This is a genomic window from Brevundimonas lenta (assembly GCF_014196335.1).
Taxonomy (GTDB): Bacteria; Pseudomonadota; Alphaproteobacteria; order Caulobacterales; family Caulobacteraceae; genus Brevundimonas; species Brevundimonas lenta.
Genome location: NZ_JACIDM010000002.1, coordinates 1,076,312 through 1,100,682, shown reverse-complemented (window position 1 = coordinate 1,100,682; position 24,371 = coordinate 1,076,312). Strand labels below are relative to the sequence as shown.

Annotated in this window: 30 protein-coding genes and 1 tRNA gene; 11 read left to right on the top strand and 20 right to left on the bottom strand. The window is 68.9% G+C overall.

The features are described 5' to 3' along the window. Positions 1–22: 22 nt before the first annotated feature. Genes GGR12_RS12815 through GGR12_RS12795 form a run of 5 tightly spaced genes read right to left on the bottom strand, consistent with a single transcriptional unit; the run spans position 23 to position 3,035 of the window. Complete coding sequence (locus GGR12_RS12815) at positions 23–580, bottom strand: hypothetical protein (protein ID WP_183204768.1); 558 nt, start codon at positions 578–580, stop codon at positions 23–25. A gap of 3 nt (positions 581–583) precedes the next feature. Then, entirely contained in the window at positions 584–1,204 is a 621-nt protein-coding gene (locus GGR12_RS12810) for a hypothetical protein (RefSeq protein ID WP_183204767.1), read from the bottom strand. Next, positions 1,201–1,821 carry a hypothetical protein gene (locus GGR12_RS12805; RefSeq protein WP_183204766.1) on the bottom strand — a complete coding sequence of 207 codons (621 nt, stop codon included), beginning with the start codon at positions 1,819–1,821 and terminating at the stop codon, positions 1,201–1,203. Before GGR12_RS12805 ends, GGR12_RS12810 begins: the two co-directional genes overlap by 4 nt. Positions 1,822–1,857: 36 nt before the next feature. Continuing rightward, complete coding sequence (locus GGR12_RS12800) at positions 1,858–2,547, bottom strand: NIPSNAP family protein (RefSeq protein WP_183204765.1); 690 nt, start codon at positions 2,545–2,547, stop codon at positions 1,858–1,860. Then, positions 2,547–3,035 (bottom strand): hypothetical protein, encoded by a 489-nt coding sequence (locus GGR12_RS12795; protein ID WP_183204764.1) that lies wholly within the window; start codon positions 3,033–3,035, stop codon positions 2,547–2,549. The genes GGR12_RS12800 and GGR12_RS12795 overlap by 1 nt, the downstream gene beginning before the upstream one ends. Positions 3,036–3,117: 82 nt before the next feature. Between GGR12_RS12795 and GGR12_RS12790 the strand changes: the two genes are divergently transcribed. Beyond that, the gene (locus tag GGR12_RS12790) at positions 3,118–4,089 is read left to right on the top strand and encodes a helix-turn-helix transcriptional regulator (RefSeq protein ID WP_183204763.1); all 972 of its coding nucleotides are present in this window, start codon (positions 3,118–3,120) and stop codon (positions 4,087–4,089) included. A gap of 1 nt (position 4,090) precedes the next feature. Here GGR12_RS12790 and GGR12_RS12785 read toward each other — a convergent pair whose 3' ends face one another. The 6 genes from GGR12_RS12785 to GGR12_RS12760 are packed head-to-tail and all read right to left on the bottom strand — an operon-like array spanning position 4,091 to position 8,883. Continuing rightward, on the bottom strand, positions 4,091–5,617 hold the full coding sequence (locus GGR12_RS12785; RefSeq protein WP_183204762.1) for a UbiD family decarboxylase: 1,527 nt from the start codon (positions 5,615–5,617) through the stop codon (positions 4,091–4,093). 10 nt (positions 5,618–5,627) lie between these two features. After that, on the bottom strand, positions 5,628–6,281 hold the full coding sequence (locus GGR12_RS12780; protein WP_183204761.1) for a Pr6Pr family membrane protein: 654 nt from the start codon (positions 6,279–6,281) through the stop codon (positions 5,628–5,630). Next, on the bottom strand, positions 6,282–6,530 hold the full coding sequence (locus GGR12_RS12775; protein WP_183204760.1) for a helix-turn-helix domain-containing protein: 249 nt from the start codon (positions 6,528–6,530) through the stop codon (positions 6,282–6,284). It abuts the gene before it with no gap. A gap of 44 nt (positions 6,531–6,574) precedes the next feature. Continuing rightward, on the bottom strand, positions 6,575–7,426 hold the full coding sequence (locus GGR12_RS12770; RefSeq protein ID WP_183204759.1) for an aldo/keto reductase: 852 nt from the start codon (positions 7,424–7,426) through the stop codon (positions 6,575–6,577). Positions 7,427–7,475: 49 nt separating this feature from the next. Further along, on the bottom strand, positions 7,476–7,979 hold the full coding sequence (locus tag GGR12_RS12765; protein ID WP_183204758.1) for a hypothetical protein: 504 nt from the start codon (positions 7,977–7,979) through the stop codon (positions 7,476–7,478). Between the two features lie 43 nt (positions 7,980–8,022). Next, positions 8,023–8,883: an alpha/beta hydrolase family protein gene (locus tag GGR12_RS12760; RefSeq protein WP_183204757.1), complete on the bottom strand. Its 861-nt coding sequence runs from the start codon at positions 8,881–8,883 to the stop codon at positions 8,023–8,025. Positions 8,884–9,011: 128 nt separating this feature from the next. On the opposite strand from GGR12_RS12760, the gene GGR12_RS12755 reads away from it, so the two are divergent. The 9 genes from GGR12_RS12755 to GGR12_RS12715 all read left to right on the top strand — a co-directional run bounded on the left by GGR12_RS12755 (position 9,012) and on the right by GGR12_RS12715 (position 14,961). Further along, positions 9,012–9,251, top strand: a complete 240-nt coding sequence (locus tag GGR12_RS12755; protein WP_183204756.1) for a DUF3297 family protein — start codon at positions 9,012–9,014, stop codon at positions 9,249–9,251. Between the two features lie 108 nt (positions 9,252–9,359). Further along, a complete protein-coding gene (locus GGR12_RS12750; RefSeq protein WP_183204755.1) occupies positions 9,360–10,787 on the top strand; it encodes a M20/M25/M40 family metallo-hydrolase in 1,428 nt (475 codons plus the stop codon). Between the two features lie 4 nt (positions 10,788–10,791). Beyond that, complete coding sequence (locus GGR12_RS12745; protein WP_183204754.1) at positions 10,792–11,073, top strand: hypothetical protein; 282 nt, start codon at positions 10,792–10,794, stop codon at positions 11,071–11,073. Positions 11,074–11,077: 4 nt separating this feature from the next. Then, positions 11,078–11,162, top strand: a tRNA-Leu gene (locus tag GGR12_RS12740). Positions 11,163–11,242: 80 nt separating this feature from the next. Next, positions 11,243–11,704, top strand: coding sequence for a hypothetical protein (locus GGR12_RS12735; protein ID WP_183204753.1), 462 nt, complete (start codon positions 11,243–11,245; stop codon positions 11,702–11,704). Beyond that, positions 11,701–12,033 carry a hypothetical protein gene (locus tag GGR12_RS12730; protein ID WP_183204752.1) on the top strand — a complete coding sequence of 111 codons (333 nt, stop codon included), beginning with the start codon at positions 11,701–11,703 and terminating at the stop codon, positions 12,031–12,033. The genes GGR12_RS12735 and GGR12_RS12730 overlap by 4 nt, the downstream gene beginning before the upstream one ends. Positions 12,034–12,140: 107 nt before the next feature. Continuing rightward, positions 12,141–13,574: a pyruvate kinase gene (gene pyk, locus GGR12_RS12725; RefSeq protein ID WP_183204751.1), complete on the top strand. Its 1,434-nt coding sequence runs from the start codon at positions 12,141–12,143 to the stop codon at positions 13,572–13,574. A 39-nt stretch (positions 13,575–13,613) separates the two neighbouring features. After that, entirely contained in the window at positions 13,614–14,654 is a 1,041-nt protein-coding gene (locus GGR12_RS12720; RefSeq protein ID WP_183204750.1) for a DNA adenine methylase, read from the top strand. 46 nt (positions 14,655–14,700) lie between these two features. Then, the gene (locus GGR12_RS12715; RefSeq protein ID WP_183204749.1) at positions 14,701–14,961 is read left to right on the top strand and encodes a hypothetical protein; all 261 of its coding nucleotides are present in this window, start codon (positions 14,701–14,703) and stop codon (positions 14,959–14,961) included. Between the two features lie 2 nt (positions 14,962–14,963). Here the strand turns inward: GGR12_RS12715 and GGR12_RS12710 are convergent, their stop codons facing one another. From GGR12_RS12710 to GGR12_RS12695, 4 genes are read right to left on the bottom strand one after another with little or no spacing between them, the layout of a single operon-like run. Beyond that, positions 14,964–15,584 carry a ribonuclease HII gene (locus tag GGR12_RS12710; protein WP_425486223.1) on the bottom strand — a complete coding sequence of 207 codons (621 nt, stop codon included), beginning with the start codon at positions 15,582–15,584 and terminating at the stop codon, positions 14,964–14,966. Positions 15,585–15,610: 26 nt separating this feature from the next. Further along, positions 15,611–16,198, bottom strand: coding sequence for a DNA-3-methyladenine glycosylase I (locus GGR12_RS12705; protein ID WP_183204748.1), 588 nt, complete (start codon positions 16,196–16,198; stop codon positions 15,611–15,613). Between the two features lie 37 nt (positions 16,199–16,235). Beyond that, positions 16,236–16,988 carry a glutathione S-transferase N-terminal domain-containing protein gene (locus GGR12_RS12700; RefSeq protein WP_183204747.1) on the bottom strand — a complete coding sequence of 251 codons (753 nt, stop codon included), beginning with the start codon at positions 16,986–16,988 and terminating at the stop codon, positions 16,236–16,238. Positions 16,989–16,990: 2 nt separating this feature from the next. Further along, positions 16,991–17,494, bottom strand: coding sequence for a winged helix-turn-helix transcriptional regulator (locus GGR12_RS12695; protein ID WP_183204746.1), 504 nt, complete (start codon positions 17,492–17,494; stop codon positions 16,991–16,993). A 179-nt stretch (positions 17,495–17,673) separates the two neighbouring features. On the opposite strand from GGR12_RS12695, the gene GGR12_RS12690 reads away from it, so the two are divergent. Continuing rightward, positions 17,674–18,516, top strand: coding sequence for a thioesterase family protein (locus GGR12_RS12690; protein ID WP_183204745.1), 843 nt, complete (start codon positions 17,674–17,676; stop codon positions 18,514–18,516). Positions 18,517–18,558: 42 nt separating this feature from the next. Here GGR12_RS12690 and GGR12_RS12685 read toward each other — a convergent pair whose 3' ends face one another. The 5 genes from GGR12_RS12685 to sciP form a co-directional block, all read right to left on the bottom strand. Beyond that, positions 18,559–19,776, bottom strand: a complete 1,218-nt coding sequence (locus GGR12_RS12685) for an RtcB family protein (protein ID WP_183204744.1) — start codon at positions 19,774–19,776, stop codon at positions 18,559–18,561. Positions 19,777–20,066: 290 nt separating this feature from the next. Continuing rightward, positions 20,067–22,004, bottom strand: a complete 1,938-nt coding sequence (locus GGR12_RS12680; RefSeq protein WP_183204743.1) for a S9 family peptidase — start codon at positions 22,002–22,004, stop codon at positions 20,067–20,069. Between the two features lie 103 nt (positions 22,005–22,107). Further along, the gene (locus GGR12_RS12675; protein ID WP_221212324.1) at positions 22,108–22,680 is read right to left on the bottom strand and encodes a hemerythrin domain-containing protein; all 573 of its coding nucleotides are present in this window, start codon (positions 22,678–22,680) and stop codon (positions 22,108–22,110) included. Further along, the gene (gene mnmA / locus GGR12_RS12670; protein ID WP_246328867.1) at positions 22,673–23,839 is read right to left on the bottom strand and encodes a tRNA 2-thiouridine(34) synthase MnmA; all 1,167 of its coding nucleotides are present in this window, start codon (positions 23,837–23,839) and stop codon (positions 22,673–22,675) included. The genes GGR12_RS12675 and mnmA overlap by 8 nt, the downstream gene beginning before the upstream one ends. Before the next feature lie 157 nt (positions 23,840–23,996). Next, positions 23,997–24,281 carry a CtrA inhibitor SciP gene (sciP, locus tag GGR12_RS12665; protein ID WP_183204741.1) on the bottom strand — a complete coding sequence of 95 codons (285 nt, stop codon included), beginning with the start codon at positions 24,279–24,281 and terminating at the stop codon, positions 23,997–23,999. Positions 24,282–24,371: the final 90 nt, after the last annotated feature.

Sequence of the window (24,371 nt, the reverse complement as noted above, 5' to 3'; positions counted from 1 at the left end):
AAAGCCTGGCCGCCGCAAGTCTTCACCCGAGGACGGCCGTCAGCAGATACATCCCGATCCCGAACGCCAGGAGGGCGACGTTGATCCGACGATTGCGCACCAGGGCCAGAACCAGAAGGAACAGGTTGTTGGAGACGATCCAGAACCAGACCTCCGGGGCGGCGTAGTTCTCCATTCCGCCTCCTGAGAGAGGGCGAACAAGATGGGACGCTATGAGATTGGCGATCGCGACGCCCGCCAGCACGAACCGCTTGTGCCGGTCATAGAAGTCGTCGAAGTCCGGCCATTCGTTGAGGTCGTCCGGGGTGACCAGGGACGCCGCTGCAAAATAGATTCCCGCGATCACGAGCCCCAGGAAGATCAGCCGGTAGCTGACATTCAAATCCTGCATGGAGATCCAGGCGCCGACCCAGAAGCTGGCGATGTCCAGCAGCACGAACAGCGCCAGCATCGGCGTCAGCCAGCCCACGCGCACCCTTTGCCGCTGCTTGAACACCCGCACCAGGCCGGTGACGATCTCGGCGACCGACAGGCCGAGGATCAGCCCGTAGAAGCTGAAGAAGAATTCGAAGGCGCTCATGCCTCAGGCTCCCGGGGGCGACCAGCCGCCGGCGGCGATGAGGACGGCGGCGGAGCGGAGGACGTTGAAGACGCTGTAGGCGACGACGATCACCAGGGCGCCGACGGCGACGCGGCGCCACGGCGCGAAGGCGGCGGCCGCGGTGCCGAGGACGAAGACGGCCATGCCGATCCACAGGCGCGGAGTGGAGAGGGCGGCGAAGTCGGCGTTGACGCTCATCAGGGTCGCGAACAGGCTGGCGACGATCAGGTTGGCGACCAGCACGCAGGTGAAGACCAGACGCCGGTGCGACCAGAAATGCTGGTCCAGATCGATACGGTCGCTGACGCCCTCGGCGGTGACGCGCGGGAAGGTGACGCTGGCGGCGACGTAGAAGGTGGCGGCGACGACGAGGCCGACGAACAGCAGCGACAGGTTGAAGGGCGCGCCCTGGAAGATGGTCCAGGCCTGGGACCAGAAGGTCGCCACATCCATGGCCACGAAGATCGCCAGCAGGGGCGTCAGCCAGCCGAAACGGACCCGCTGGCGCTCGTGCAGCACGCGGGCGAAGCCGCCGACCAGTTCGGCGACCGAGAGGCCGAGCAGCAGGCCGTAGAAGCTGAAGAAGAACTCGAAGGCGCTCATTGAGGGCCCTCGGCGACGGCCTGGGCCACCGGCGTCTCGGGATGCGGCGGCGTCAGGACCGTGAGGACGGCGAGGGAGAGGTAGAGCGCCGTGTGCAGCCCCAGCGTCAGGGCGAACAGCCACCGCCGTTTGGTCCAGGCCGCCAGACCGACCAGCGCCACATAGATGGCGATGGTCACCGAGTAGTAGCCGAGCAGATACTGGCCGTTGTCGCGCGTCAGGTTGACGGCCAGCTGCGCCGCCCCGCCGAGCAGGTTGGCGAGGATCAGCAGGATGAGGACCGTGCGCTTGCTGGCCCAGAAATGCTGGTCCAGCGAGGTGGCGGCGTCAGTCTCGTCCGGGAAGACAAGCGAAGCGGCCATGTAATAGATCACGGCGACGACCAGGCCGCCGACGAGCAGGCCATAGCCGAACGGCAGGTCGCGGAAATTGGCCCAGGCCGCGTCCCAGAAGGTGGCGGTGTCGAGGGCGACGAAGACCGCCAGAAGCGGCGTCAGCCAGCCGACGCGGACCGTCTTGCGGTGTTTGAACGCCCGGGCCGCGCCGGTCGCCAGCACCGCCACCGAGAGGCCGAGAAGCAGGCCGTAAAAACTGAAGAAGAATTCGAACGCGCTCATGCCTGCTCCCGACGCAACAAGCGGCACCGTAGCGGGTCAGTCGTGCAGGCGCGAGCGTGCGGTGGGCTGAAGACGCATAAGTTGCAGCGCATTGTTGAGGATGGATGCCAGAGCGGGGTCGGCGCGGGCCCTCGCGAGGGCGGCGTCGGCGGCGGGCTGGTCCGGAGCGAGGGCCAGCCAGACCAGTACGCGTTCGCCAGCGCGCACCGGCAGGGCGGGGAAGGTGTTGGGGCTGTCGTCGGTGACGAGGACGGCGGCCGGGGTCAGGCCGCAGACGGCGAGGCGGGGTGTGAGTTCCGCCCGGAAGCGGGCGGGCAGGGCGTCGTCGGGGCCGGACAGGCGGTGGACGCCGCAGACGACGGCGCCCAAGCCGGTGCCTGTCGCGCCGACGGGCGCACGCTCGCCGAGGACGAAGCCGGCGTCGGCGTCGAGCGGCTTGAGCAGCAGGACGTCGTCGGAATCGATCATCGTCGCATTGGCGGCGTTGCGGTGGGTCTGCCAGACCGGGCCTGAGTAGAAGGCCCGGAGTGCGCGCAGGCGGGTCTCCATGTCGGGGAAGCCGCGCAGCCAGACGAAATGGTCTGGCCGGTCGAGGTCGCGGAACTGGCCGATCAGGGTCATGCCTTCGGCCTCCTGGCTCTCGACGAACTCGCGCTCGAACAGGGCGATGAGTTCGTCGCGGCGGCCGGGGTGGAGGGTGTACTGGCGAAGTTCGACGACCGGCATCAGGCGGCCGCCCGCGCGAAATCCATGACCCAGTTCAGCTCCCAGGTCGCGCCGTCGTCGTAGGAGAAAGACTGGGCCCAGCGGGGCGCGCCGGAATGGACGCGGGACCATTCGTAGCGGGCGATGATGGGGCGACCGCCGTCGGTGTCGGGACCCTCGAGCCGGCAGCCGTCGGCGTGGAAGCGGCCGACGACGGGGGGCGACAGGCGACCGTCGCGGTCGCTGATCCAGTAGATCGACCAGTCGCCGGTCGCGAGGTCGAGGGTGCGGACGGCGACGCCCTGCCAACCGCGCTCGGGGCAGTCGTGCTGTTCGATATTGCTGATCCCGCCCATGCGCGGTTCGGTGAAGGCCGTGCCGGAGAAGACGTCCCAGTCGTCGCCGCCGACGCCGCGGACCTTCAGCTTGCGGTGCTGGACGGCCCAATGGCCGAACAGGAAGTCGAAGTCGTGGACCTGGGTCGGGGTTTCGATCGGTTGGGCGGACATTGGGCGGCTCCTTCGTGATGGTGAAGGGATAGGCCGGGTAAGCTGACATCCGCTGTCAGGATTTATCGGCTATGGTCGAAAAATGCGCGCCAGCCGACTGCTTTCGATCCTGCTGATCCTCCAGACCCGGGGGCGGACGACCGCCGAGACGCTGGCGGCCGAATTCGAGGTGTCGGTGCGCACGATCTATCGCGACATCGACCAGCTGAGCGCGGCCGGGGCGCCGGTCTATGCGGACCGGGGGCGGTCCGGCGGCTTCCAGCTGATGGACGGCTACCGGACGCGGCTGACCGGGCTGACGGACGCGGAAGCCGAGACGCTGTTCCTCGGCGGTCTGTCGGGGCCGGCGGCGCAGATGGGCTTCTCGGGCGCGGTGACGACGATGCAGCTGAAGCTGCTGGCGGCGCTGCCGCCGGAGCGGCAGGCGGCGGCCGAGCGGCTGGCAGGACGGTTCCATCTCGATCCGGTGGGCTGGTACCAGGACGCCGACGAGGCGGAGCGGCTGCCGGTCATCGCCCAGGCGGTGTGGACCAACCGGCCGATCGCCGTGCGCTACGAGAGCTGGAAGGGGGAGGTGGCGCGGACGCTGGAGCCGCTGGGCCTGATCCTGAAGGGCGGGCTCTGGTACCTGGCGGCGCGGGCGGTCGGGGCGTCGCGGGGCGAGCCGAGGACCTATCGCGTGTCGAACATCCTGGAACTGACGGTCGGCGAGGAGACGTTCGAGCGTCCGGCGGGCTTCGACCTGGCGGCGTGGTGGGCGGAGACGTCGAAGCGGTTCGAGGCGGAGATCTTCACCGGGACGGCGCGGCTGCGGCTGACGGAGGCGGGGCTGAAGCGGCTGGCGAAGCTGGGCGTGGAGCAGGCGCGGATCGCGGCGGCGGCGCCGGTGGCCGCAGAGGGTTGGGTCGAGGTCGAGGTTCCGATCGAGTCGGTCGAGCACGCGGCGACGGACTTCCAGCGACTGGGGGCGGAGGCGGAGGTGCTGGCGCCGGAGGCGTTGAGGGTGGCGATGAAGACGAGCGCCGCCCGGTTGTCCACGCTCTACGCCGACTGACCTATTTCCAGATCGGCGTTCCGTCACCCGGCAATCCGAGCCGGTCCCAGATTTCGGACACACGCGAGACGACGGCGTCATCCATGCGGATTTCCTCGCCCCACTCGCGCTTGGTCTCGGGCTCCCACTTGTCAGTCGCGTCGAGGCCGATCTTGGAGCCGAGGCCGCTCTCGGGGCTGGCGAAGTCGAGGTAGTCGATCGGGGTGTTCTCGATCAGGGTGATGTCGCGCGCCGGGTCCATCTTGGTGGAGATGGCCCACATGACCTGCTTCCAGTCGCGGGCGTCGATGTCGTCGTCCACGACGATGACCCACTTGGTGTACATGAACTGGCGCAGATAGCTCCACACGCCGAGCATCACGCGCTTGGCGTGGCCGGGGTAGGCCTTCTTCATCGACACCACGGCGATGCGGTAGCTGCAGCCCTCGGGCGGCAGCCAGAAGTCGGTGATCTCGGGGAACTGCTGGCGCAGCAGGGGGATGAAGACCTCGTTCAGCGCCTCGCCCAGCACCGAGGGCTCGTCCGGCGGACGGCCGGTGAAGGTGGTCAGATAGATCGGGTCCTTCCGCATGGTGATGGCGGTGACCTGGAAGACCGGGAAGGTCTCGACCGAGTTGTAGTAGCCGGTGTGGTCCCCGTACGGGCCTTCGGGCGCATGCTCGTCGAGCAGGACGTGGCCCTCCAGCACGATCTCGGCGTGGGCCGGGACCATGAGCGGCACGGTCTTGCAGGGGACGAGCTCGGCCTTGGCGCCGCGCAGCAGGCCGGCGAACTGGTATTCCGACAGGGTGTCCGGCACCGGGGTGACGGCGGCGAGGATGGTGCCCGGGTCGGCGCCGAGGACGACGGCGCAGGGCAGGGGCTCCTTGCTGCGCTTCCTGTGCCGGGCGTAGTGCTGGGCGCCGCCACGGTGGGCCAGCCAACGCATGATGGCCTTGTCCTTGCCCAGCACCTGCATGCGGTAGATGCCGAGGTTGAAATCGTCCTCGCGGGCGTCGGATGGTCCCCTGGTGACGACCAGACCCCAGGTGATCAGGGGGGCGGGCTCGCCGGGCCAGCAGCCCTGGATCGGCAGGCTGGTGAGGTCGATCTGGTCGCCCTTGAGCACGACCTGCTGGACCGGAGCGGACTTCACCACCTTGGGCCGCATCGACATGACGGTCTGGGCCAGCGGCAGCATCTCCATGGCGTCGCCGAGGCCGCGCGGCGGGGTCGGGTTGCGCAGGAAGGCGAGCAGCTCGCCGACCTCGCGCAGCTCGGCGGCGGTGGTGCGGGACTTCTTCTCCAGCGTCACGCCCATGGCGACGCGCTTCACCGTGCCGAACAGGTTGGCGAGGCAGGGAATGGGGCTGATCGAGCCGTCGGGCATGACGGGCTTCTCGAAGATCACGGCCGGGCCGCCGTTGCGCAGCAGGCGGGTCTGGATCTCGGTCATCTCGAGATGGGTCGAGACCGGCTCGGACACGCGCACCAGTTCGCCCTCGGCTTCGAGGATGTCGATGAAGTCGCGAAGCGATTTGTAGGCCATGCGGTACCGCTTAAGCGGCGCGCGCGCGACTGTCACGCCTGAGGGCGAACCTGTCGATGACGACGAGCGCGGAGCCGGCGGCTAGGAACACGACCAGCAGGATGGTGAACCAGAGCAGGGCCTTCGCGGCGCCCAGCTGCGGCACGTTGACGAACCAGTAGGGCCAGAAGCCGGTGGCGTAGCCGTGAGCCACCGTCCAGGTCGCGTACAGGGCCGGGAAGGACAGCCACTTCACCGGATCGATCCAGCGCAGCGTCCCCTTGGGCGTGAACAGCAGCCAGTCGATCACGAAGGCGATCGGCATAACGTAGTGGAGGAAGACGGTGGTCACGACCGCGGGCGTGACCGGGGTCCACGGGCCGGACAGGAGGAAGTGGTAGGCCACGCCGATGACGGCGATGTACATGGCCACCGCCGAGCGCACGCCCTCGCCCTCGCTCCACCGCCCCAGCCATGAGCGCGGCGCCAGCACGGGGGCGGTCAGGGCCAGGGCGACGAGGACGTTTCCCAGGATGGTGAAGTAGCTGAAGTACTGCAGCGTGGTCGCGGCGACGGTCCGGCCGGACGGCTCGTTCAGCATCAGCCCGTATTTGACCGCAAGGGTGACCCACCCGACGAGGGCGAAGACCGCGCGCCAGATCAGGGCGGCGCGGCGGCGGTCCACTCAGTACGCCCGGGAGTCGGAGACGAGCGCCCAGAGCGGCAGGTGCAGGACGCTGGTGGCGGCGCCGATCTGGGCGGTGGTCAGGTGGGCGCGGCCGGCTTCGGCCAGGCGCTCCTCCGCCGGGGTGAGGTCGATCTGGCGGGCGAGCTCATCGACGCTGAGGCCGCGCTTTTCGCGCCAGCGCTTCAGCCTTGCGCCGACCGCCGCGTCGTACGGATCGACGTGGGGGAAACCCAGCACCGAGCCCATCTGCCGCACTCCCTATGTGCGCGGCGCCCTCTCAGCGGGGCGCGTCAGGCCCATTCTTCATCCCATTTGAACGCGGGATCAATCCAGTCGCCGAGACGACCGTCGGGACGGGCCAGTCCGAAGATGCGCTGCATCTCGTCGTCGCTGAGCTCGAAGTCGAAAATGTTGAAGCTTTCGGCGGCGCGGCTTTCCTTCGTCGTGCGCGGAATGGCGATGACGTTCTGCTGGATCAGCCAGCGCAGGGTGACCTGGGCGGCGGACTTGCCGTGGGCGCGGCCGATCTCGTTCAGCACCGGATCGTCGGCGACCTTGCCCTGGGCCAGCGGCGACCAGGCGGTGATGGAGGAGTCGAGCTCTCTGGCCGTCTCGAGCAGTTTCGTGAGCTTGAGATAGGGGTGGTACTCGACCTGGTTGGTGACCAGCAGGGCCTGCGACAGCTCCTGGGCCTTGCGGAACTCGGCCGAGGGGAAGTTGGACACGCCGATGGTGCGGGTCAGGCCGTTCTCGCGCGCCTCGTTCAGGGCGTCGATGGTTTCCTGAAGCGACGGCTGCGTCTTGGGCCAGTGCAGCAGCAGGAGGTCGGGGGTGAAGCCGAGGCTGAGGCCGGACTCGCGCGCCTGTTCCAGCAGACCGTCGCGGTCGAAATGGTCGACCCAGATCTTGGTCGTCAGCCAGAGGTCGTCGCGGTTGAGGTAGCCGGCCTCCAGCGCGTCGCGGATGCCGTCGCCGACCGCTTCCTCGTTCTTGTAGATCCAGGCCGTGTCGATGTGGCGGTAGCCGATGCGCAGCGCCTCGGTGACCATGCGGCGCGCGTCGTCGGATTCGAGCATCCAGGTGCCGAAGCCGAGCAGGGGGATGGAATAGCCTTCGACGTCGATGGCGGGCTGGTCGGTCATGGCAGGGCTCCGGGAGGGATGCGCTTACCTAGGCCGCCTCCGCGCCGGTTCAACGGCGCCGGTAGGTGAAATCGTAGCTGCCGGTCGACCAGGACGAGCCGCCGTCGATGGAATTGGCGCCGACCTGACGCACCGTGCCGTCTGCCTGGGGCGTCACGGTCATCATCTGAAGCTCGTCCGGTTCATGCCCGGGGCCGATGAGGACCATGGCGCCGTCGCTGATGACGCCGCCCTCGAAGATGGTCACCGTCCCCGCGCTGTCGACGTAGAACTGGCGCCAGGTGCGCGACCGCGCGTCGAAGGCGCTGACGCTGGCGCCCTGGTAGCGGCTGGACTCGCCGCCGGGGGCGACGCTCTGGCGGTAGTCCTCGCGGATGCCGCAGCCGTCGACCGTTGGGGCGATGACGCTGCGGGCGACGACGACGTCAGTCCCGGAGGCGAGGACATCCCAGTCTCCGATCCAGAAGTTGAAGGCGCTGTGATCGGCGTCGGCGCAGTCGACCGGCACCGGCGCGGTCTGCAGCAGAGCGGCGATCAGGGCGAAATGGATCATGGCGTCCTCCGGTCGGGCAGGTGGCGCCCGAACCTCGCCACGGTCAAGCTGCCCGGAGCCAGCCGAACATCTCGTCCCACAGCGGCTCCATGCCCCGGCGGAAGGCGCCCTCGTGACCGATGCGGCGGACGCCGTAGTCGGCCGGAGCGCGGACGACGATGTCTTTCGGAGCGTTCGGATAGACCTGCAGCAGGATGGGCGAACTGACCGGGGTGGCGATCGGGTCGTCGGTGAAGATCCATGAGCGGATCGGGGCGGTCACGGCGTCGAAATGATGGGGCCGCAGCCGGTCCTTCAGCTCATCGAGGAAGTAGGGCTCCTTGAGGCACCAGCGCCGCCAGGTCTCCCAGACACCGCGCGGCAGGTCGGTGCCCGCCCACAGGCCGCCGCCCTTGATGTAGCCGTGGCGGGCCAGGCTGTACGGGCCGTAGGCGAGCCAGAAGAACAGTTCGAGCGGGTTGTAGCTGCGATGGTGCCGGCCCCAGTAGCCGCTGCCGACCGAGACGAAGGCGTGGCGGGCGATGCGGTCGTGGTTGGGCATGAAGCCGAGGAAGTGGCCGCCGACGCTGTGGCCGACGTGGACGACGGGCAGGCCGGGCGCCGCCTCGATCAGGGCGTCGAGGGCGGCGGGCATGTCGAGCCGGCCCCAGTCCGGGTAGTCCATCTGCATGGCGGCGAGGTCGTCGGGGCGGGAACCGGCGATGCCGCGGAAGTCGTAGGTGAGGACGGCGCCGCCGCGGCCGGCCAGATGCCGGGCGAAGCGGTCGTAGAAGCCCTTGGGGAAGCCTGTGCCGGAGCTGACCAGGACCGCGACGGCGGGGGCGGCGGCCGAGACCAGCCGCATCGACAGCGTATAGCCGTCGGCGGCGGGGGCGGTGAAATCGCGGATGACGAGGTCGCTCATGCCGGGTCCGTATCTTTTCGAAACTAACCTAGCCGATTGACGCGGGGTCAGGTCAAGCCGGGATCGGGCCTTGGAGCGCGGGGCCGGGTCGGCTAAAGGCGGCGACTGACTTTTCGATGAGCCTTCCCATGACCGACGTCCTTCCCGACCGCCTTTCCGTCGATCCCGACAGCCCGTTCCACGACGCCGACCTGCTGGCGAAGGGAATCGGCGTCCGCTTCAAGGGCGAAGAGAAGACCAACGTCGAGGAATACTGCATCTCGGAAGGCTGGGTCCGCCTGGCCGTCGGCAACCGCGTCGACCGTCGCGGCAAGGCCCTGACCGTGAAGCTGCAGGGTCCGGTCGAGGCCTACGTCAAGGGCGAGTGATCCGCGCGGGCCTTACGGCAGGCGCGTGAAAACTCCGGCGCGAGCGCTTCTCGCGCCGACAACCACGGTCTAGGTTCCGCCACCTCGTTCTGAGTCCCCGGAGCCGTCATGCGTCTGTCCGCCCGTCTTCTCGCCGCCAGCGCGCTCGCGCTGAGCCTCGCCGCGCCCGCCTTCGCGCAGGACGCCGCGACCATCCAGCGGGCGGAGACGATCCGCGACGCGGCGATGGAGCAGAACATCGCGCTGGACTATGTGACCCAGCTGACCACCCGCTTCGGGCCGCGCCCGGCGGGGTCGCCGTCCGAGCAGGCCGCCGCGGCCTGGGCCGCCGACTACATGCGGGCCCACGGCTTCCAGAACGTGCGCATCGAGGAGTTCCCGCTGGTCGGATGGGAGCGGGGCGAGGAGAGCGCCGCCATCATCGGTCCGCGTCCGCAGCCGCTGGTCGTCGCCGCCCTGGGCCACTCGCCCGGCACCAACGGCGTGATCGAGGCCGAAGTGGTGCGCTTCACCAGCCTGGAAGACCTGAACGCCGCCCCGGCCGGTTCGCTGGCGGGCAAGATCGCCTTCGTCGACGCCGGACAGATGATCCGCATGCAGGACGGCGCCGGCTATGGCCCGCTGACCCGCATCCGCAGCGCCGGACCGGGCGCCGCCGCCTCCAAGGGCGCGGTCGCCTTCATCATGCGCTCCGTGGGCTCGGACGAGCACCGCATGCCGCACACCGGCACCACCCGCTATATCGACGGCCGCGTGCCTCTGCCGGGCTTCGCCCTGTCGGCGCCGGACGCCGACCAGGTCTCGCGCCTGATCGAGATGGGCGAGACGGTGCGCCTGAGCCTGTCCTCGACCGCCCACACCTATGAGACCGTGTCGCAGAACGTGGTCGGCGAGATCACCGGCCGGACGCGTCCGGACGAAGTGATCGTGCTGGGCTCGCACATGGACAGCTGGGACCTGGGCACCGGCGCCATCGACGACGGCGCGGGCGGCGGCATCACCCTGGCGGCGGCCAAGGCCATCGCCGAGAGCGGACGTCGTCCGGCGCGGACCATTCGCGTGGTGCTGTACGGCTCCGAAGAGGTCGACCAGCCGAACAACACCGGCAACGGCGGCGGCGCCTATCTGCGCGGCATCGGCGCGGCGGTGGACAAGCATATCATCGCTGGCGAGAGCGACTTCGGCGCCGACCGCGTCTTCGCCCTGGGCCTGCCGCCGGGCGCGCAGGGTTCGGACTTCGCCAAAATCGCGGCGCGGGTGCTCTATCCGATCGGCGTGCTGCCCTCGCAGGACCCGGAGCTGCACGGCGGCGCCGACATCGGACCGCTGGCAGGCGCAGGCGTGCCGGTATTCGGCCTGAACCAGGACGGCACCCGCTATTTCGACCTGCACCACACGGCCGACGACACCCTGGACAAGATCGATCCGGCGCAGATGAGCCAGAACGTCGCCGCCTGGGCCGCGCTGGTCTATCTGATCGCGGACTCCGACGTCGACTTCCGGGCGATGCGCCCGGCAACGGCGGCGGCGCACTGACGGGATGGGATGGATTCAGGACAATGCCGAGGTCCTCATCGCTGTTTCCGGCGTCGTGGGGTTCGTTGCGTGGTTCTGGACGTTCGTGCGCGTCACGAGGATGCCTCTGGGGTGGCAGCAGACCGTCGCGCTGATCTGCTGCTTCGTGCCGGCGCTCTTCTTCGTGGGAGGAAATATCGGGGGTCGCTTGCCGGTCCTCTTTCCCTTGGCGCTGCTGCTGACGTTTGTGGTCAAGCCTCGACCAATGACGGCGCGTACGACATTGGAGAAGCAGTCCGGCGGTTGATCCGGCGAGCGTGGCGAAACTGGTAGACGCAAGGGACTTAAAATCCCTCGACTTCGGTCATGCGGGTTCGATCCCCGCCGCTCGCACCACCCGGACGTCCGCCGACCCGCGGTTGTCGAAATCTGTCAGGCGTGCAACCGTCCGTCGAAGCTTCGCCGGAGGGGGCACGATGAGAAGAGCGGCGATCACCGCGGCCGGCGCGCTGGCCCTGCTGTCACTGGCGGGCTGCACGCCGCTGATGGCGGGGTACAGTCTCGACGCCTATCGCAACGCCACCAGCCTGAAGCCTGAGGTGATGGCCATGGTCGACCGCTCGGCCGGGCCGTGGGCGGCCAACGCCGACGCCGTGGCCGCGCTGACCATCAAGCTTGAGGCGGCGTACGAGTTCTCGGCCGGGATGGCGCAGAACGAAATCTCGACCGCCCAGTGGCGCGTGCTGAAGGATCCCAACGGCGGCCTGTACGGCGGCTTCGTGCGGACGTGGCGCGAGCAGGGGACGACCGGCGAGTTCTATCGCACCGAGAAGAAGGCCCAGCTGGGCGAGGCGTTCGACTACATCATCTGTCTGGAAGTGAACAAGAAAGAGCCGGCCCGGTGCAAGCCGCCGGTCAGCGCCGGGGGCGGGGCATGAGCGATTTCGACACCTTCATCGACGCCGTCACGGCCGGCGCGACCACGCTGGCCAAGGACATGCTGCGGCAGGGGCTGCAGGAGGCGCAGGAGGATGCGCGGACCTTCCTGAAGCGGACCGAGGCCGATCTGCGCAAATGGACCGAGGCGCTGGCGCTGAACAAGCTGACCCCGCGGGAGTTCGCCGACCTGGTCGACGGCCGGGCCAGTCTGGCGACGCTGGCGGCGCTGACCCAGCTGGGCGTGGCGCGGACGCGGCTGGAACGGTTCCGGGTGGGGCTGATCGAGCTGGTGATCGACTCGGCGTTCGACACCTTCGTTCCGGGCTAGGGCAAAAACTCCCCATAACTTCGTGTTTCGAGGACGGGAGCGGCCTTACTCCTCCAGCGTTTCGTTGGCACAAGGGGTCAAAGCACCCTGAAAGGCCACGAGACCCCATGAACAGAGCCCGGCGCGCGCGCATCGTCGCGACCCTGGGGCCCGCCAGCCGGGCGCCCGGCACGGTGAAGGCCCTCGCACAGGCCGGGGTGGACGTCTTCCGTCTGAACTTCAGCCACGGCTCGCATGAAGATCACGCGGCGGCGCTGAAGGCCGTGCGCGGCGCGGAACTGGCGCTGAAGCGTCCGCTGGGCGTGCTGGCCGACCTGCAGGGGCCGAAGCTGCGGCTGGGCAAGTTCAAGGACGTCGGCATCGACGTGGCCCCGGGCCACAAGATGCGCTTCGACCTGGACCCGACGCCGGGCGACGAGACGCGGGTGCAGATGCCGCATCCGGAAATCTTCAAGGCGCTGCGCACCGGCATGCTGCTGCTGCTGGACGACGGCCGCGTGCGGCTGCGCGTCGGCGAGCGGACCGACGAATGGGCCGACGTGACGGTCGAGAGCGGCACGAAGCTGTCCGACCGCAAGGGCGTTGCGGTGCCGGAGGCGGTGATCCCGGTCTCGGCCCTGACGCCGAAGGACCGCGAGGACCTGGCCTTCGCCCTGCGCATCGGCGTCGACTGGGTGGCGCTGAGCTTCGTCCAGAAGGCCGAGGACATGGCCGAGCTGAAGCAGATCGTGAAAGGGCAGGCGGCCTGCCTGGCCAAGATCGAGAAGCCGCAGGCGCTGGCCGAGCTGGAGAGCATCCTCGACTACTGCGACGGCGTGATGGTGGCGCGCGGCGATCTGGGCGTGGAGCTGGATCCCGAAGAGGTGCCGGTCGCGCAGAAGCAGATCATTCGCGCCGCCCGCCGCCGCGGCGTGCCGGTGATCGTGGCGACGCAGATGCTGGAGTCGATGACGGCCTCGCCGGCCCCGACGCGGGCCGAGGCGTCGGACGTGGCCAACGCCGCCTATGAGGGCGCGGACGCCCTGATGCTGTCGGCCGAGACGGCGTCGGGCGACTATCCGCTGGAGGCCGTGTCGGTCATGAGCCGGATCATCGAGCGGGTCGAACGCGATCCGCTGTGGCCGGGCCTGATGGACGCTGAGCACGCCGGCATGGACGAGCACGATGTGGACGCCCTGGTGGCGGCGGCGCGCAAGGCGGGCGAGGCGCAGTCGACGGCCTGTATCGTGGTGTTCACGACCCTGGGCGGGACGGCCCGGCGGATGGCGCGCGAGCGGCCGCTGCAGCCGGTGCTGGCGCTGACGCCCAATCCGGACACGGCGCGGCGTCTGGCGCTGGTCTGGGGACTGGAGTCGCGGCTGGGCAAGGAGCCCGCCTCGTTGGAGGACGTCACCGAGGACGCCATCAATGCGGCGATGGACAACGGCCTGGCCGAGCCCGGCCAGCGCATCCTGATCCTGGCGGGGACCCCGTTCGGGGCGCCGGGGGCTGCGAATCTGCTTCGCTTGGCCCATGCTCCGGCGAAGAAGGGGCGCAAATAGCGTCCCCTTCCCCCGCAAGGGGGGAAGGATGCCGACGCGATGATCAAATACATCGGATCGAAGCGCGCGCTGCTGGCGCAGATCGCTACGACGATCTCGGCCGCCCTGCCGGAAGGCGGGACGGTGTGCGACCTGTTTTCGGGCAGCGCGCGGGTCGGGCATGCCCTGAAGAAGCAGGGCTTCCGCGTCTGGTCGAACGATCACAACGCCTACGCCCATGTGCTGGCCACGGCCTATGTGCAGGCCGACCGCGAACGCTGGCTGGAGCGGGCGGAAGCGGTGCTGACCGAGCTGCGGGCGGTGAAGCCTGAGGCCGGGTGGTTCACCAAGGCCTTCTGCGAGGACGCGCGGTTCTTCCATCCGGACAACGGCGCGGTGATCGACGCCATGCGCGAGCGGATCGCGGCGATGGCGCTGGAGCCTGAACTGGAGGCGATCGCCCTGGTCAGTCTGATGGAGGCGGCGGACCGGGTGGATTCCACCGCCGGCCTGCAGATGGCCTACATGAAGTCCTGGGCCCCGCGGGCGCTGAAGCCGCTGGAGCTGCGGATGCCGGACGTGCTGCCGGGCGTGGCGGCGGGGGCGTGCAAGGCGACGCATGCGGACGCGGTCGAACTGGCCCCGCAGGTCGAGGCCGACCTGGTCTATCTGGACCCGCCGTACAACCAGCATTCCTATCTCGGAAACTACCACTGCTGGGAAAGCCTGGTGCTGTGGGATCGGCCCGAGACCTACGGGATCGCCAACAAGCGGATCGACGTGAAGACCCGAAAGAGCGCCTTCAACAGCCGCCCAGGCATCGGCCCGGCGCTGAAGGCCGTGATCGAGGGGGTGAAGGCGCCCAACCTGGTCGTGTCGTTCAACGACGAGGGCTATCTGAGCCGCGAGCAGCTGGTCGAGATGCTGTCGGCGCGCGGCGAGGTGCAGGTGATCGAGATCCACCGGCCGCGCTACGTCGGGGCGCGGATCGGTATCCACAATCCGAAGGGCGAGAAGGTCGGCGCGGTCGGCCGGCTGAGGAACGTGGAGTACCTGTTCGTGGTCGGCGAGCAACGCATCGATCTGGCCGACGCGGCCTGAGCGGAACCGTACGGAACGGCGGGAGTCGTCGTCCGTTACGCCGCTCATGGAATACCTGAGCAGCACCCCCGGCCAGCGGCTGGAAGGCTACCGGGCCTACGCCCGGGCGGCCGACAGCTTCAGCGGCGTGGCCTGGAAGGCGCCGTCGGCGCATCGCTTCGAGAACACCGTGGCGAACGACGCCCCGTCGCGTGAGCCGACCGTCGGCGAGGTGATGAAGGCCGTACCGGCATGGCTGGTCGTGGCAGGCGGCGCGGTCGCCGCGGCGCTGATGGGCGCGATGCTGGGCGGCGCCCTGCACATCTGACGTCAGGCTTCCAGCAAGGCCTTGATCGGGGCCCAGCCGCGGCGATGTTCCGGGCAGGGGCCGAGGGTTTGCAGCGCCTGCTGGTGGATGGGGGCGTTGTAGCCCTTGTGACTGGCGAAGCCGTAGCCGGGGTAGCGGGCGTCCATCTCGACCATCAGGCGGTCGCGCGCGGTCTTGGCGAGGATGGAGGCCGCGGCGATGGACAGCGACAGGCCGTCTCCGCCGACCACGGTCTGCACGTCGCAGGGCAGTTTGAAGCGGTAGTTGCCGTCGACCAGGGCGGCGACCGGCTGGACGGTCAGCGCCTCGATGGCGCGGCACATGGCCAGGCCCGTGGCGTGCAGGATGTTGAGCTCAGCGATCTCGTCGACCGAGGCGAAGCCGACGCCCCAGGCCAGGGCCCGCGCCTTGATCTCGGGCTCCAGCGCCGCGCGGCGCTTCTCGGTCAGGGCCTTGGAGTCGTCGATGCCGGCCGGAAGGTCGTCGGGATTGAGGATGACCGCGGCGGCGGACACCGGACCGGCCCAGGGGCCCCGGCCTGCCTCGTCGACGCCGCACACGGGACCGCCGCTGCTCTGGATCAGCAGCGTCTCGAGCGTCAGGGTGGGGATGACGCGGACGATCTTCGGCGATTTGGCGGGCGCGGACTTCACGGGCGGCCCATCGCACGAACCTGACGATGGCGGAAGCACTCGACGCCGTGATCGTTGACCATGCCCACAGCCTGCATGAAGGCGTAGACGATCACCGGGCCGCAGAAGGTGAAGCCGCGCTTCTTCAGCGCCTTCGCCATGGCTTCGGATTCCGGGGTGGCGACGGGCCGGGCGGCGCTGTCGGCCCAGCTGTTCTGGATCGGCCGGCCGCCGACGAAGGACCAGAGCCATCCGGAGAAGTCCTCGCCGTTGTCGCACATCTCCAGCCAGATCCTGGCGCCCTTGATGGCGGCGTTGATCTTGGCGCGCGAGCGGATGATGCGGGCGTCGCCGAGCAGGCGCTCGATGTCGGCCTCGCCGTAGGCGGCGACCTTCTCCGGATCGAAGCCGTCGAAAGCGTCGCGCATGCCCTCGCGCTTCCGCAGGATGGTGATCCACGCCAGTCCGGCCTGGAAGCCGTCGAGCACCAGCTTCTCCCACAGGGCGCGGGCGTCGTACTCGGGCACGCCCCATTCCTCGTCGTGATAGGCGACGTAGAGGGGATCGGTCCCGCACCAGGCGCAGCGGTGGATTGAGTCGGGCATGGGGGGAGGGTGAACCTGCCGACCGGCCGGCGAAAGCCTAGTTCGGCGTCATCGGGCCGCGGCGGGGGGCGTCGCCCATCCAGCTGCGGGGGGCGGCGGCGAAGCCGAACTGGGGCAGGCGCTCGCGGTGGTGTTCGATCGGCGTGCGCATGAGCGTGCGGGCCATCTTGTTGAGCGCGCCCAGCGGCGTCTCCGTTGTGACGCGCTCCAGCCAGGCGGCGACGCGCGGCCAGCGGGCCGGATCGACGTCGACCTGGACGACGTGGGCGTTGAGGAAGGCCGGCGCGAGACTGAGGTCGGCGATGGACAGGTCGCCGAACAGGAAGCCGGTCTCGGGCGTGATGCTTTCCAGATAGTCGAGGATGGCCGGCAGGTCGGTGTCGCGGGCCTGCTCCACCAGGGCCTGATCGGCTTCGCCGCCGAAGAAGCGGGGCTTGAGGGCCAGCTGAAAGAACAGCTTCCAGCCGAGCACGTCGAACAGACGCGTGTCGGCGAACTCCTCGATGAAGCGCGCCTTGGCTCGCAGCGCCGGATCGGCCGGCCACAGGGACGGGCCGGAGCGGGTTTCCTCGATGTACTGGACGATGACGCTGGAGTCGCAGAGCGTCAGGTCGCCCTCGATCCACACCGGGATGCGGCGCAGCGGGCTGAGCTTCGCGAAATCGTCGTCGCCCATGAAGGGGGTGATGGGGTCGAGCACGACCTCGACGCCCTTGACCGCACAGACGGCCAGCACCTTGCGGACGTACGGAGAGACCGGGCTGCCGATCAGGGTCACGGGGGCCGACACGCTCAGGCGGCTTCCTCGTCCGCGCGCTCGCGGGGCATCATGTCGCCGACGGTCGGGCGGTTCTCGGCGCGGGTCAGCAGGATGTCGCGCGGTTTGACGATCTCGTTGCAATGGCCGCAGGCGATGCGCGGCGAGAGATCGTGGCCGCAGGTCTTGTGGATCATGGCGATGCCGGAATCTGCGTCGCCATAGACGTGCTTGGCGCCCCAGCCGTGCAGGGTGACCAGCACGCCGTACAGGTCCTTGCCCTTGGCGGTGAGGACGTATTCGTTGCGCGGCGGGCGCTCGGAATAGAGGCGCGGCTCCAGCACGCCGTGCTGGACGAGGCTCTTCAGGCGGGCGGCCAACACGTTGCGGGCGACGCCGAGGTTCTCCTGCCACTGCTCGAAGCGGCTGACGCCGTTGAAGGCGTCGCGGATGACCAGCAGCGTCCACGGATCGCCGATGACCTCAAGCGTCGCGGCGATCGAACAGCTCTGGCGAGAATAGTCGGCGGTGCGTCCCATGACGCAAAGGTGACGCCGCGTAAGCCGTTTGGCAAGAGGGTTGCCAATCTGAACGGACTAGGTCAGTCTTGTTTCGATACGGACGCGCCAAGGCCCCCCGCGGCGCATCCCGATCCCGCGACTTCGGGCGGAGGACCTGGCGTCTTCCGCCCGCCTTTCGTTCAAGATAGTTCGACCGCATGACACACCAGACGCTCGCCGAGGCCCTGACGCTCACCGATGACGGGGCCGGGAGCCTGATCGCGCAGTTGAGCGGCGATTTCTCCAACGCGCCGCAGGCCGTGGACCCGGCGAAGGGCGCACCGTTCGGCGGGCTGATGGCGGCGCTGGCCGCCGGCGCGGCGCGACGCGGGCTGGGGATCGAGACGCCGCTGCAGACCCTGACCGTGCAGTACCTCGCCGCGGCGCGGTTCGAGGCGGCGACCTTCACCCCGACGATGACGCGAGGCGGACGCAACGTGTCCTACGCCAGCGTGCTGGGCGGGCAGGGCGAGCGGATGGCGGTGCAGGCGCTGGCGACCTTCGGCCGGGACGTCGACGGGCCGACGCTGAAGCCGCTGGACGTCGCGCCGAAGCCGCTGGAGACGCTGGAGCCGTCGCCGCTGGATCCGCGGGTCGGGCCCTGGTTCACCCGCTATATCGAGCATCGCTTCGTCGACGGTCCCAAGCTGTTCGGGGAGAACGCCGGCAAGTCGCCGGAGCTGGGCTGCTGGATGCGGACGGCGGACGGGGCGCCGCTGGACGAGATGCGGCTGCTGTTCCTGCTGGACGGCCTGTATCCGACCTACTGGACGGCGCTGCCGGCGCCGCCGGCGATTTCGGCCAGCGTCGATCTGCGCGCCGATCTGCTGGCGGACCTGACGCCGGAGGTGTCGCCCGAAGGCTGGGCCTATTTCCACTTCAAGAGCCGCGACGTCGGCGGCGGATGGGCGGTCGAGGATGGCGTCGCCTGGGCGCCCGACGGCACGCCCCTGGCCCTGGTCAGGCAGCGACGGAAACTGGTCCCGACGCGGGGCGTCTGAACGACGAAAGCCGGCCGCGCATCGCTGCACGACCGGCTCCCGTCATCCCTTGACGCACACCACCTGACGCAGGGTGTGAACCACCTCGATCAGTTCGGCCTGCGCCGCGATGACCGCGTCGATGTCCTTGTAGGCCATCGGCGTTTCGTCGATCACCTCGGCGTCCTTGCGGCACTCGACGCCTGCGGTGGCGCGGACGTGGTCTTCCACCGTGAAGCGGCGCTTGGCCTCGGTCCGGCTCATGGCCCGACCGGCGCCGTGAGAGCAGGTGCAGAAGCTTTCCGCATTGCCCTTGCCGCGCACGATGAAGGACTTGGCCCCCATCGAGCCGGGGATGATGCCCAGTTCGTCCAGCTTGGCCGACACCGCGCCCTTCCGGGTCAGGAACACGTCCTTGCCGAAGTGGCGCTCCTTGGAGACGTAGTTGTGGTGGCAGTTCACCGCCTCCTGCGTCGTCTCCAGATCCGGCCAGAACGCGCGGAGCACGTTCAGGACACTGTCCATCATCACCTCGCGGTTGGCCCGGGCGTACTTCTGGGCCCAGGACACCGCGCGGACGTAGTCGATGAAGCCTTCCGACCCTTCCGGGAAGTAGGCGAGGTCCTGATCCGGAAGGTTCAGGAACCAGCGCCGGGCTTCATGCTTGGCCCGCTCGATGAAGTAGGACCCGAAGCGGTTGCCCACGCCCCGAGAGCCGGAGTGCAGCATCACCCACACGTCCCCCGCCTCATCGAGGCAGAGCTCGATGAAGTGGTTGCCCGTGCCGAGCGTGCCCAGGTGGCCGAAGCCGCGCGGGTGCGCCGCCTTGGGGTGCTTTTCCACCACGGCGTCGTAGCCGGCCTTGAGGTCGGCCCAGCGGGTGACCGCCGAAGCCGGGGGCTCGTCGGCCCAGGCGCCCTTGTCGTTGCGCCCGCCGTTGTCGGTGCGGCCGTGCGGAACGGCCGCCTCGATGGCGGAACGGATGCCCGACAGGTCGTCCGGGAGATGCTCGGCGCGGATCGAGGTCCGCACCGCCATCATGCCGCAGCCGATGTCCACGCCCACGGCGGCCGGGATGATGGCCCCCACGGTCGGGATCACGGACCCCACGGTCGCGCCCATCCCCCAGTGCACGTCCGGCATGACCGCCACGTGTTTGTGGATGAACGGCAGCGAGGCGACGTTCTTCAGCTGCTTGAGCGCGGCGTCCTCGATGGGCACGCCCCGGGTCCATGCCTTGATGGGCACGCCCGGGCTTTCGATCACGTCGAAATCACGCATGGGTCTCTCCTTTCCTTCTGATCCTTCCGGACCGGCGGGAGAGCCTCTTGCGGATACAAGAAACCCCTCCGGCCGGTGGCGGGAGGGGTTGCTTGAAAACCGAAGCCGATCTGGCCCTGTCGTTTCTCTAGACACCCTCCGCGCATGCGCCTTTGCCCTCGACCGTCTGGCGGTCGAGCTGCATGGGCAGCGAGGTGGTGGCGTAGTGGGCGAACATGGTCGTCTCGTTTTCGGGAGGGCGCTGATACGCGAAGCTTCGCCGGAACACCAGCCCCCTCCCGATCCGAGTTCTAGTCCCGCACGTATTTGTCGAGGAAGCTGAGGTAGGCCTCCTGGGCGGTGATGCGGTTGTCGCGGCGCTGGAAGCCGTGGCCCTCGTCGGGGAAGAGGACGTATTCGACCGGCACGTTGTTGGCGCGGACGGCGGCGACCAGTTCGTCGCTTTCGACCTGCAGCACGCGCGGGTCGTTGGCGCCCTGCACGACCAGCATGGGGCGCTGGATGTTCGAGGCGTGGAACAGCGGCGAGATGCGGCGATGACGCTCGGCGTCGGTGGCCGGATCGCCCATTTCGTCGAACAGGGCGTCGCGCTGGGCGCCCCACCACGGCGGGATCGACTCCAGGGTGCGGACCCAGTTGGTGACGCCGAAGATGTTGACCCCGGCCTCGAAAGCTTCCGGATGGAAGGCGAGGGCGGCGGCGGTCATGTAGCCGCCGTAGGAGCCGCCCATGACGGCGACCTGGTCGTCGGCGACCCAATCCTGCCGGCGCAGCCATTCGCCGCCGGCGACGATGTCCCGCAGATCGGCCTCCCCATGGGCCTTGTCGTCCATGTGGAAGAAGGTCTTGCCGTAGCCGGACGAGCCCCGGTTGTTGGCGGCCAGCACGGTGTAGCCGTGGTTCACCAGGTGCTGGATCATGGCGGAATAGCCGCGCCGGCTCTGGCCGCCGGGACCGCCGTGGACGAGGACGACGGCCGGGCCGGGGTTGGCGGCGGTGGCGTTCTTCGCCCGGTAGAGCACGGCCGGCACCATGACGCCGCCTTCGCCCGGGTAGCGGACGATGGTGGCCTCGACCAGGTCGGACTCCGAGATGTCCGGGTTCAGGGCGGTGGTCAGTCGGCGGGCGGTGCCGGTGGACAGGTCGGCGACGAAGACGTCGCTGGGCGAGGTGTCCGAGGCCAGGGTGAAGGCCATGCGGCTTTCATCGGCGCTGAAGCGGACGCCGCCGATGTCGCCGTCGGGCAGGCCGGTGAGGCGGACAGGCTGGCCTGTGGTCTGGTCGAGAATGGTCAGCTGCGTCGAGGCGTCGGCGTTCAGGGCCGAAACGCGGTAACGGCCCGACGGCGAATAGCTGACGTAGGAGACGTCCCAGTCGGCCTGGATGAGCGGCGTGGTCGCGCCGGTCGCCAGATCGCGGCTCCAGGCCTGGTTCCATTCGCCATGCTGGTCGGTGGCGAGGACGAGGGATTTGCTGTCGCGCGTGAAGTCGTAGACGTCGAAGGCCACGTCGCCGGTGTGTTCGGTGATCAGGACCGGCGCGCCGCCCGACTGCAGGTCCGCGAGGTAGACGTCGGAGTTGGCGCTGGTGATCGGCTTGCCCAGAGCGACCCAGCGGCCGTCCGGCGAGACCGCCGAGATGAACATGCCCGGGTTCTCGAAGATCATCCGGCTGTCGTAGGTGGCGGCGTCATAGGCGTAGAGGTCGAAGACCTCCGGGTTGCGGGCGTTGGTGGTGACCCAGAAGGTCTTGCCGTCGCCGCTGAAGCCGATGAAGTCGGCCTTCACCTTGTCGCCGGGGGTCAGGTCGCGGACCGAGCCGTCCAGTTCGCGCACGAAGATGTGAGTCAGCTCGTCGCCGCCGCCGTCGGCGGTCAGCAGGATGCGGCCGTCGGTCGGGAAATACGTGGCGGCATAGGTGGCGGAGCCTGTCGAGGCGCTGAGCGGAACCGGCGCGCCGCCGTCGACCGGCAGGGCGTAGGCGTTGAACACGCCCGAAGCGTCCGAGGAGATCAGCAGCGACCGGCCGTCAGGCGAGAAGGCGAGACCGGCCGGGTTGGCCATGCCGTAGCTGGTGGTCTCGAAGAACTGGGCCGCGGTGTAGGTGCGGAAGGCCGGAGCAGCGGTCTCGGGTTGTCCCGCGGGTTCGGCCCAGGCGGCGGCCGGGGCCAGCGAGGCGGCGAGGACGAGAGTGAGCGCAGACGCCATGCAGGCGGTGGTGGATCGCATCGGTAGCCCCTTGGTTCGATCGTGAGTTGTGATCACCAGAGGGGGCAGGACACCATTTTGGATGCAGTCTGTCGTGTCTTTAATGAATCATCGTTCCGCGAAATCAGCGGATCTGGTCTCGCCGGAGATGGATCAGGGGGATGACGATGTCCTCCTCGTCCTCGAGGTGGCGAAGCAGTTGCGGGGCGCCGGCGTCGAGCGTGTCGGCAAGGCGGGCGGCCCTATCGGCGGCGTCCGGGGCGTTTGACGACATCGCCTGATGGAAGGCCAGGCCGCTCTGGAACAGGGTGTCGAGCGTGCCGTGGATGACGTCGTGGTCGCGGTCCAGCAGGTCGATGCCGGCGCCGATCCGGGGCTCGATCTTCCGCATCATCGGGAAATACTGGCCGCTTTCGATGCGGTGATGTCCGTCGAGATGCTGGAGGAAGGACTGGAGCGCGGGGATCAGCTGGCGGTGCAGGTCGCGGATGTCGCCGCCGGCGCGCCACTGGCTGACCAGCCCGTCCATATGCGCCTGATGACCGCGGAAGCCGGCGTGCATCTGGAGCCAGAAGGCCGCGACCTCGGGCAGGGCGGTCCAGCGGTCGCGGGGATATTCCTCGCGCAGGTACAGCATTTCGGGCGGCAGACCGCGGCGCGTGGCGAGCGCCAGGGCTTCGTCCGAGGGATCAGACAACGGCGGTGGTCGTCTTGATGAAGCCGCCGCCCAGCAGGCGGTCGGGATCGGCCGGGTCGTAGAGGGCGCAGGCCTGGCCGGGCGCGACGCCTTCCTCGCCCGTGGCGAAGGCGACCGAGACGGCGCCGTCGACGATGGACAGGCGAGCGGGCGAGGGCGGACGGGTAGAGCGGACGCGGGCCAGCACCGGGGCGCCGGCTTCGGCGGCGGCCTCGATGGAGGGTTCGTCGCCCAGCCAGTTGGTTTCGTCGAGCGTGAGCGCCGCGGTCAGCAGGGCCTCGCGCGGGCCGACGATGACGTGGCGACGCTCGGGATCCAGCTTCGTGACGAACAGGGGCTCGCCCACGGCGACGTTCAGGCCGCGGCGTTGGCCGATGGTGTAGTCGGTGATGCCCGAGTGGGCGCCGAGCACGCGGCCGTCCATGTGCACGATGTCGCCGGCCGTGCGGCCTTCCGGGCGAAGCTTGTCGATCAGGGTGCGGTAGTCGCCGTTGGGGACGAAGCAGATGTCCTGGCTGTCGGGCTTGGCGGCGATGCGCAGACCGAGCTCAAGGGCGACGCCGCGGACCTGCGGCTTTTCCAGATCGGCCAGCGGGAAGCGCAGGTAGTCGAGCTGCTCACGCGTGGTGGCGAACAGGAAGTAGGACTGGTCGCGCGAATGGTCGATCGCCTTGCGCATCTGCGTGCGGCCGTCGACGACCGCGCGGCGGACGTAGTGGCCGGTGGCCATGGCTTCGGCGCCAAGGTCGCGGGCGACGTCGAGCAGATCGCGGAATTTGACCGTCTGGTTGCAGCGGATGCACGGCACCGGCGTCTGGCCGCGCAGGTAGCTGTCGGCGAACTGGTCGATGACGGCGTCGCGGAAACGGCTTTCGTAGTCGAGGACGTAGTGCGGGATGCCGAGGGTCTCGGCCGCCAGACGCGCGTCGTGGATGTCCTGACCGGCGCAGCAGGCGCCCTTCTTCTTCAGCGCCGCGCCATGGTCGTAGAGCTGCAGCGTCACGCCGACGACGTCATATCCCGCCTTGTGCAGCAGGCCGGCGACGACGGTGGAGTCCACGCCGCCCGACATGGCCGCGACGACACGCGATCCGACCGGAAGGCCGACCGCCAGGCGCGCGGCCTCGATCGCCGCATCCATGTCGGCTTGCGACGCCATGGGGGCGATGTCCGGGATAGGGCAGAGGGGCTCGGTGACCGTCATGGCGCGCTATCTAGTGCGAAAGCCGTGCGATTTCGAGGCATGGTCTGAAAACGACAACGGCCGCTCCCATCGCCAGGAGCGGCCGCCGCTATTTCGGTCGTGGGGGGAAGGGTTACGACCGGTAGTGCTGGATGCGGGTCGTACGCAGACCCTGCATGCCCCATTTATCGATGGCCTTTTGCCAGGCGACGAACTCTTCCGCAGTCAGACGATAGCGGGCGAGGGCGTCCTCGAGGCTGATCAGGCCGCCCCGTACGGCGGCCACCACCTCGGCCTTGCGACGGATAACCCAGCGGTCCGTATTGGCCGGCGGGAGATCGTGCAGGGTCAGGGGCGTCCCCGTAGGACCGACCACATACTGTTCGCCTCGACTATTAAGGCGTCGCTCTTGCAACATGGGCTTATGCCTCATTCACCACCACCATTGAGCCTGGAATGGTAGCGGTGGGCCGCTAAGGGCCGTTTAAGCGTCGTGGTGAAGGAAAAT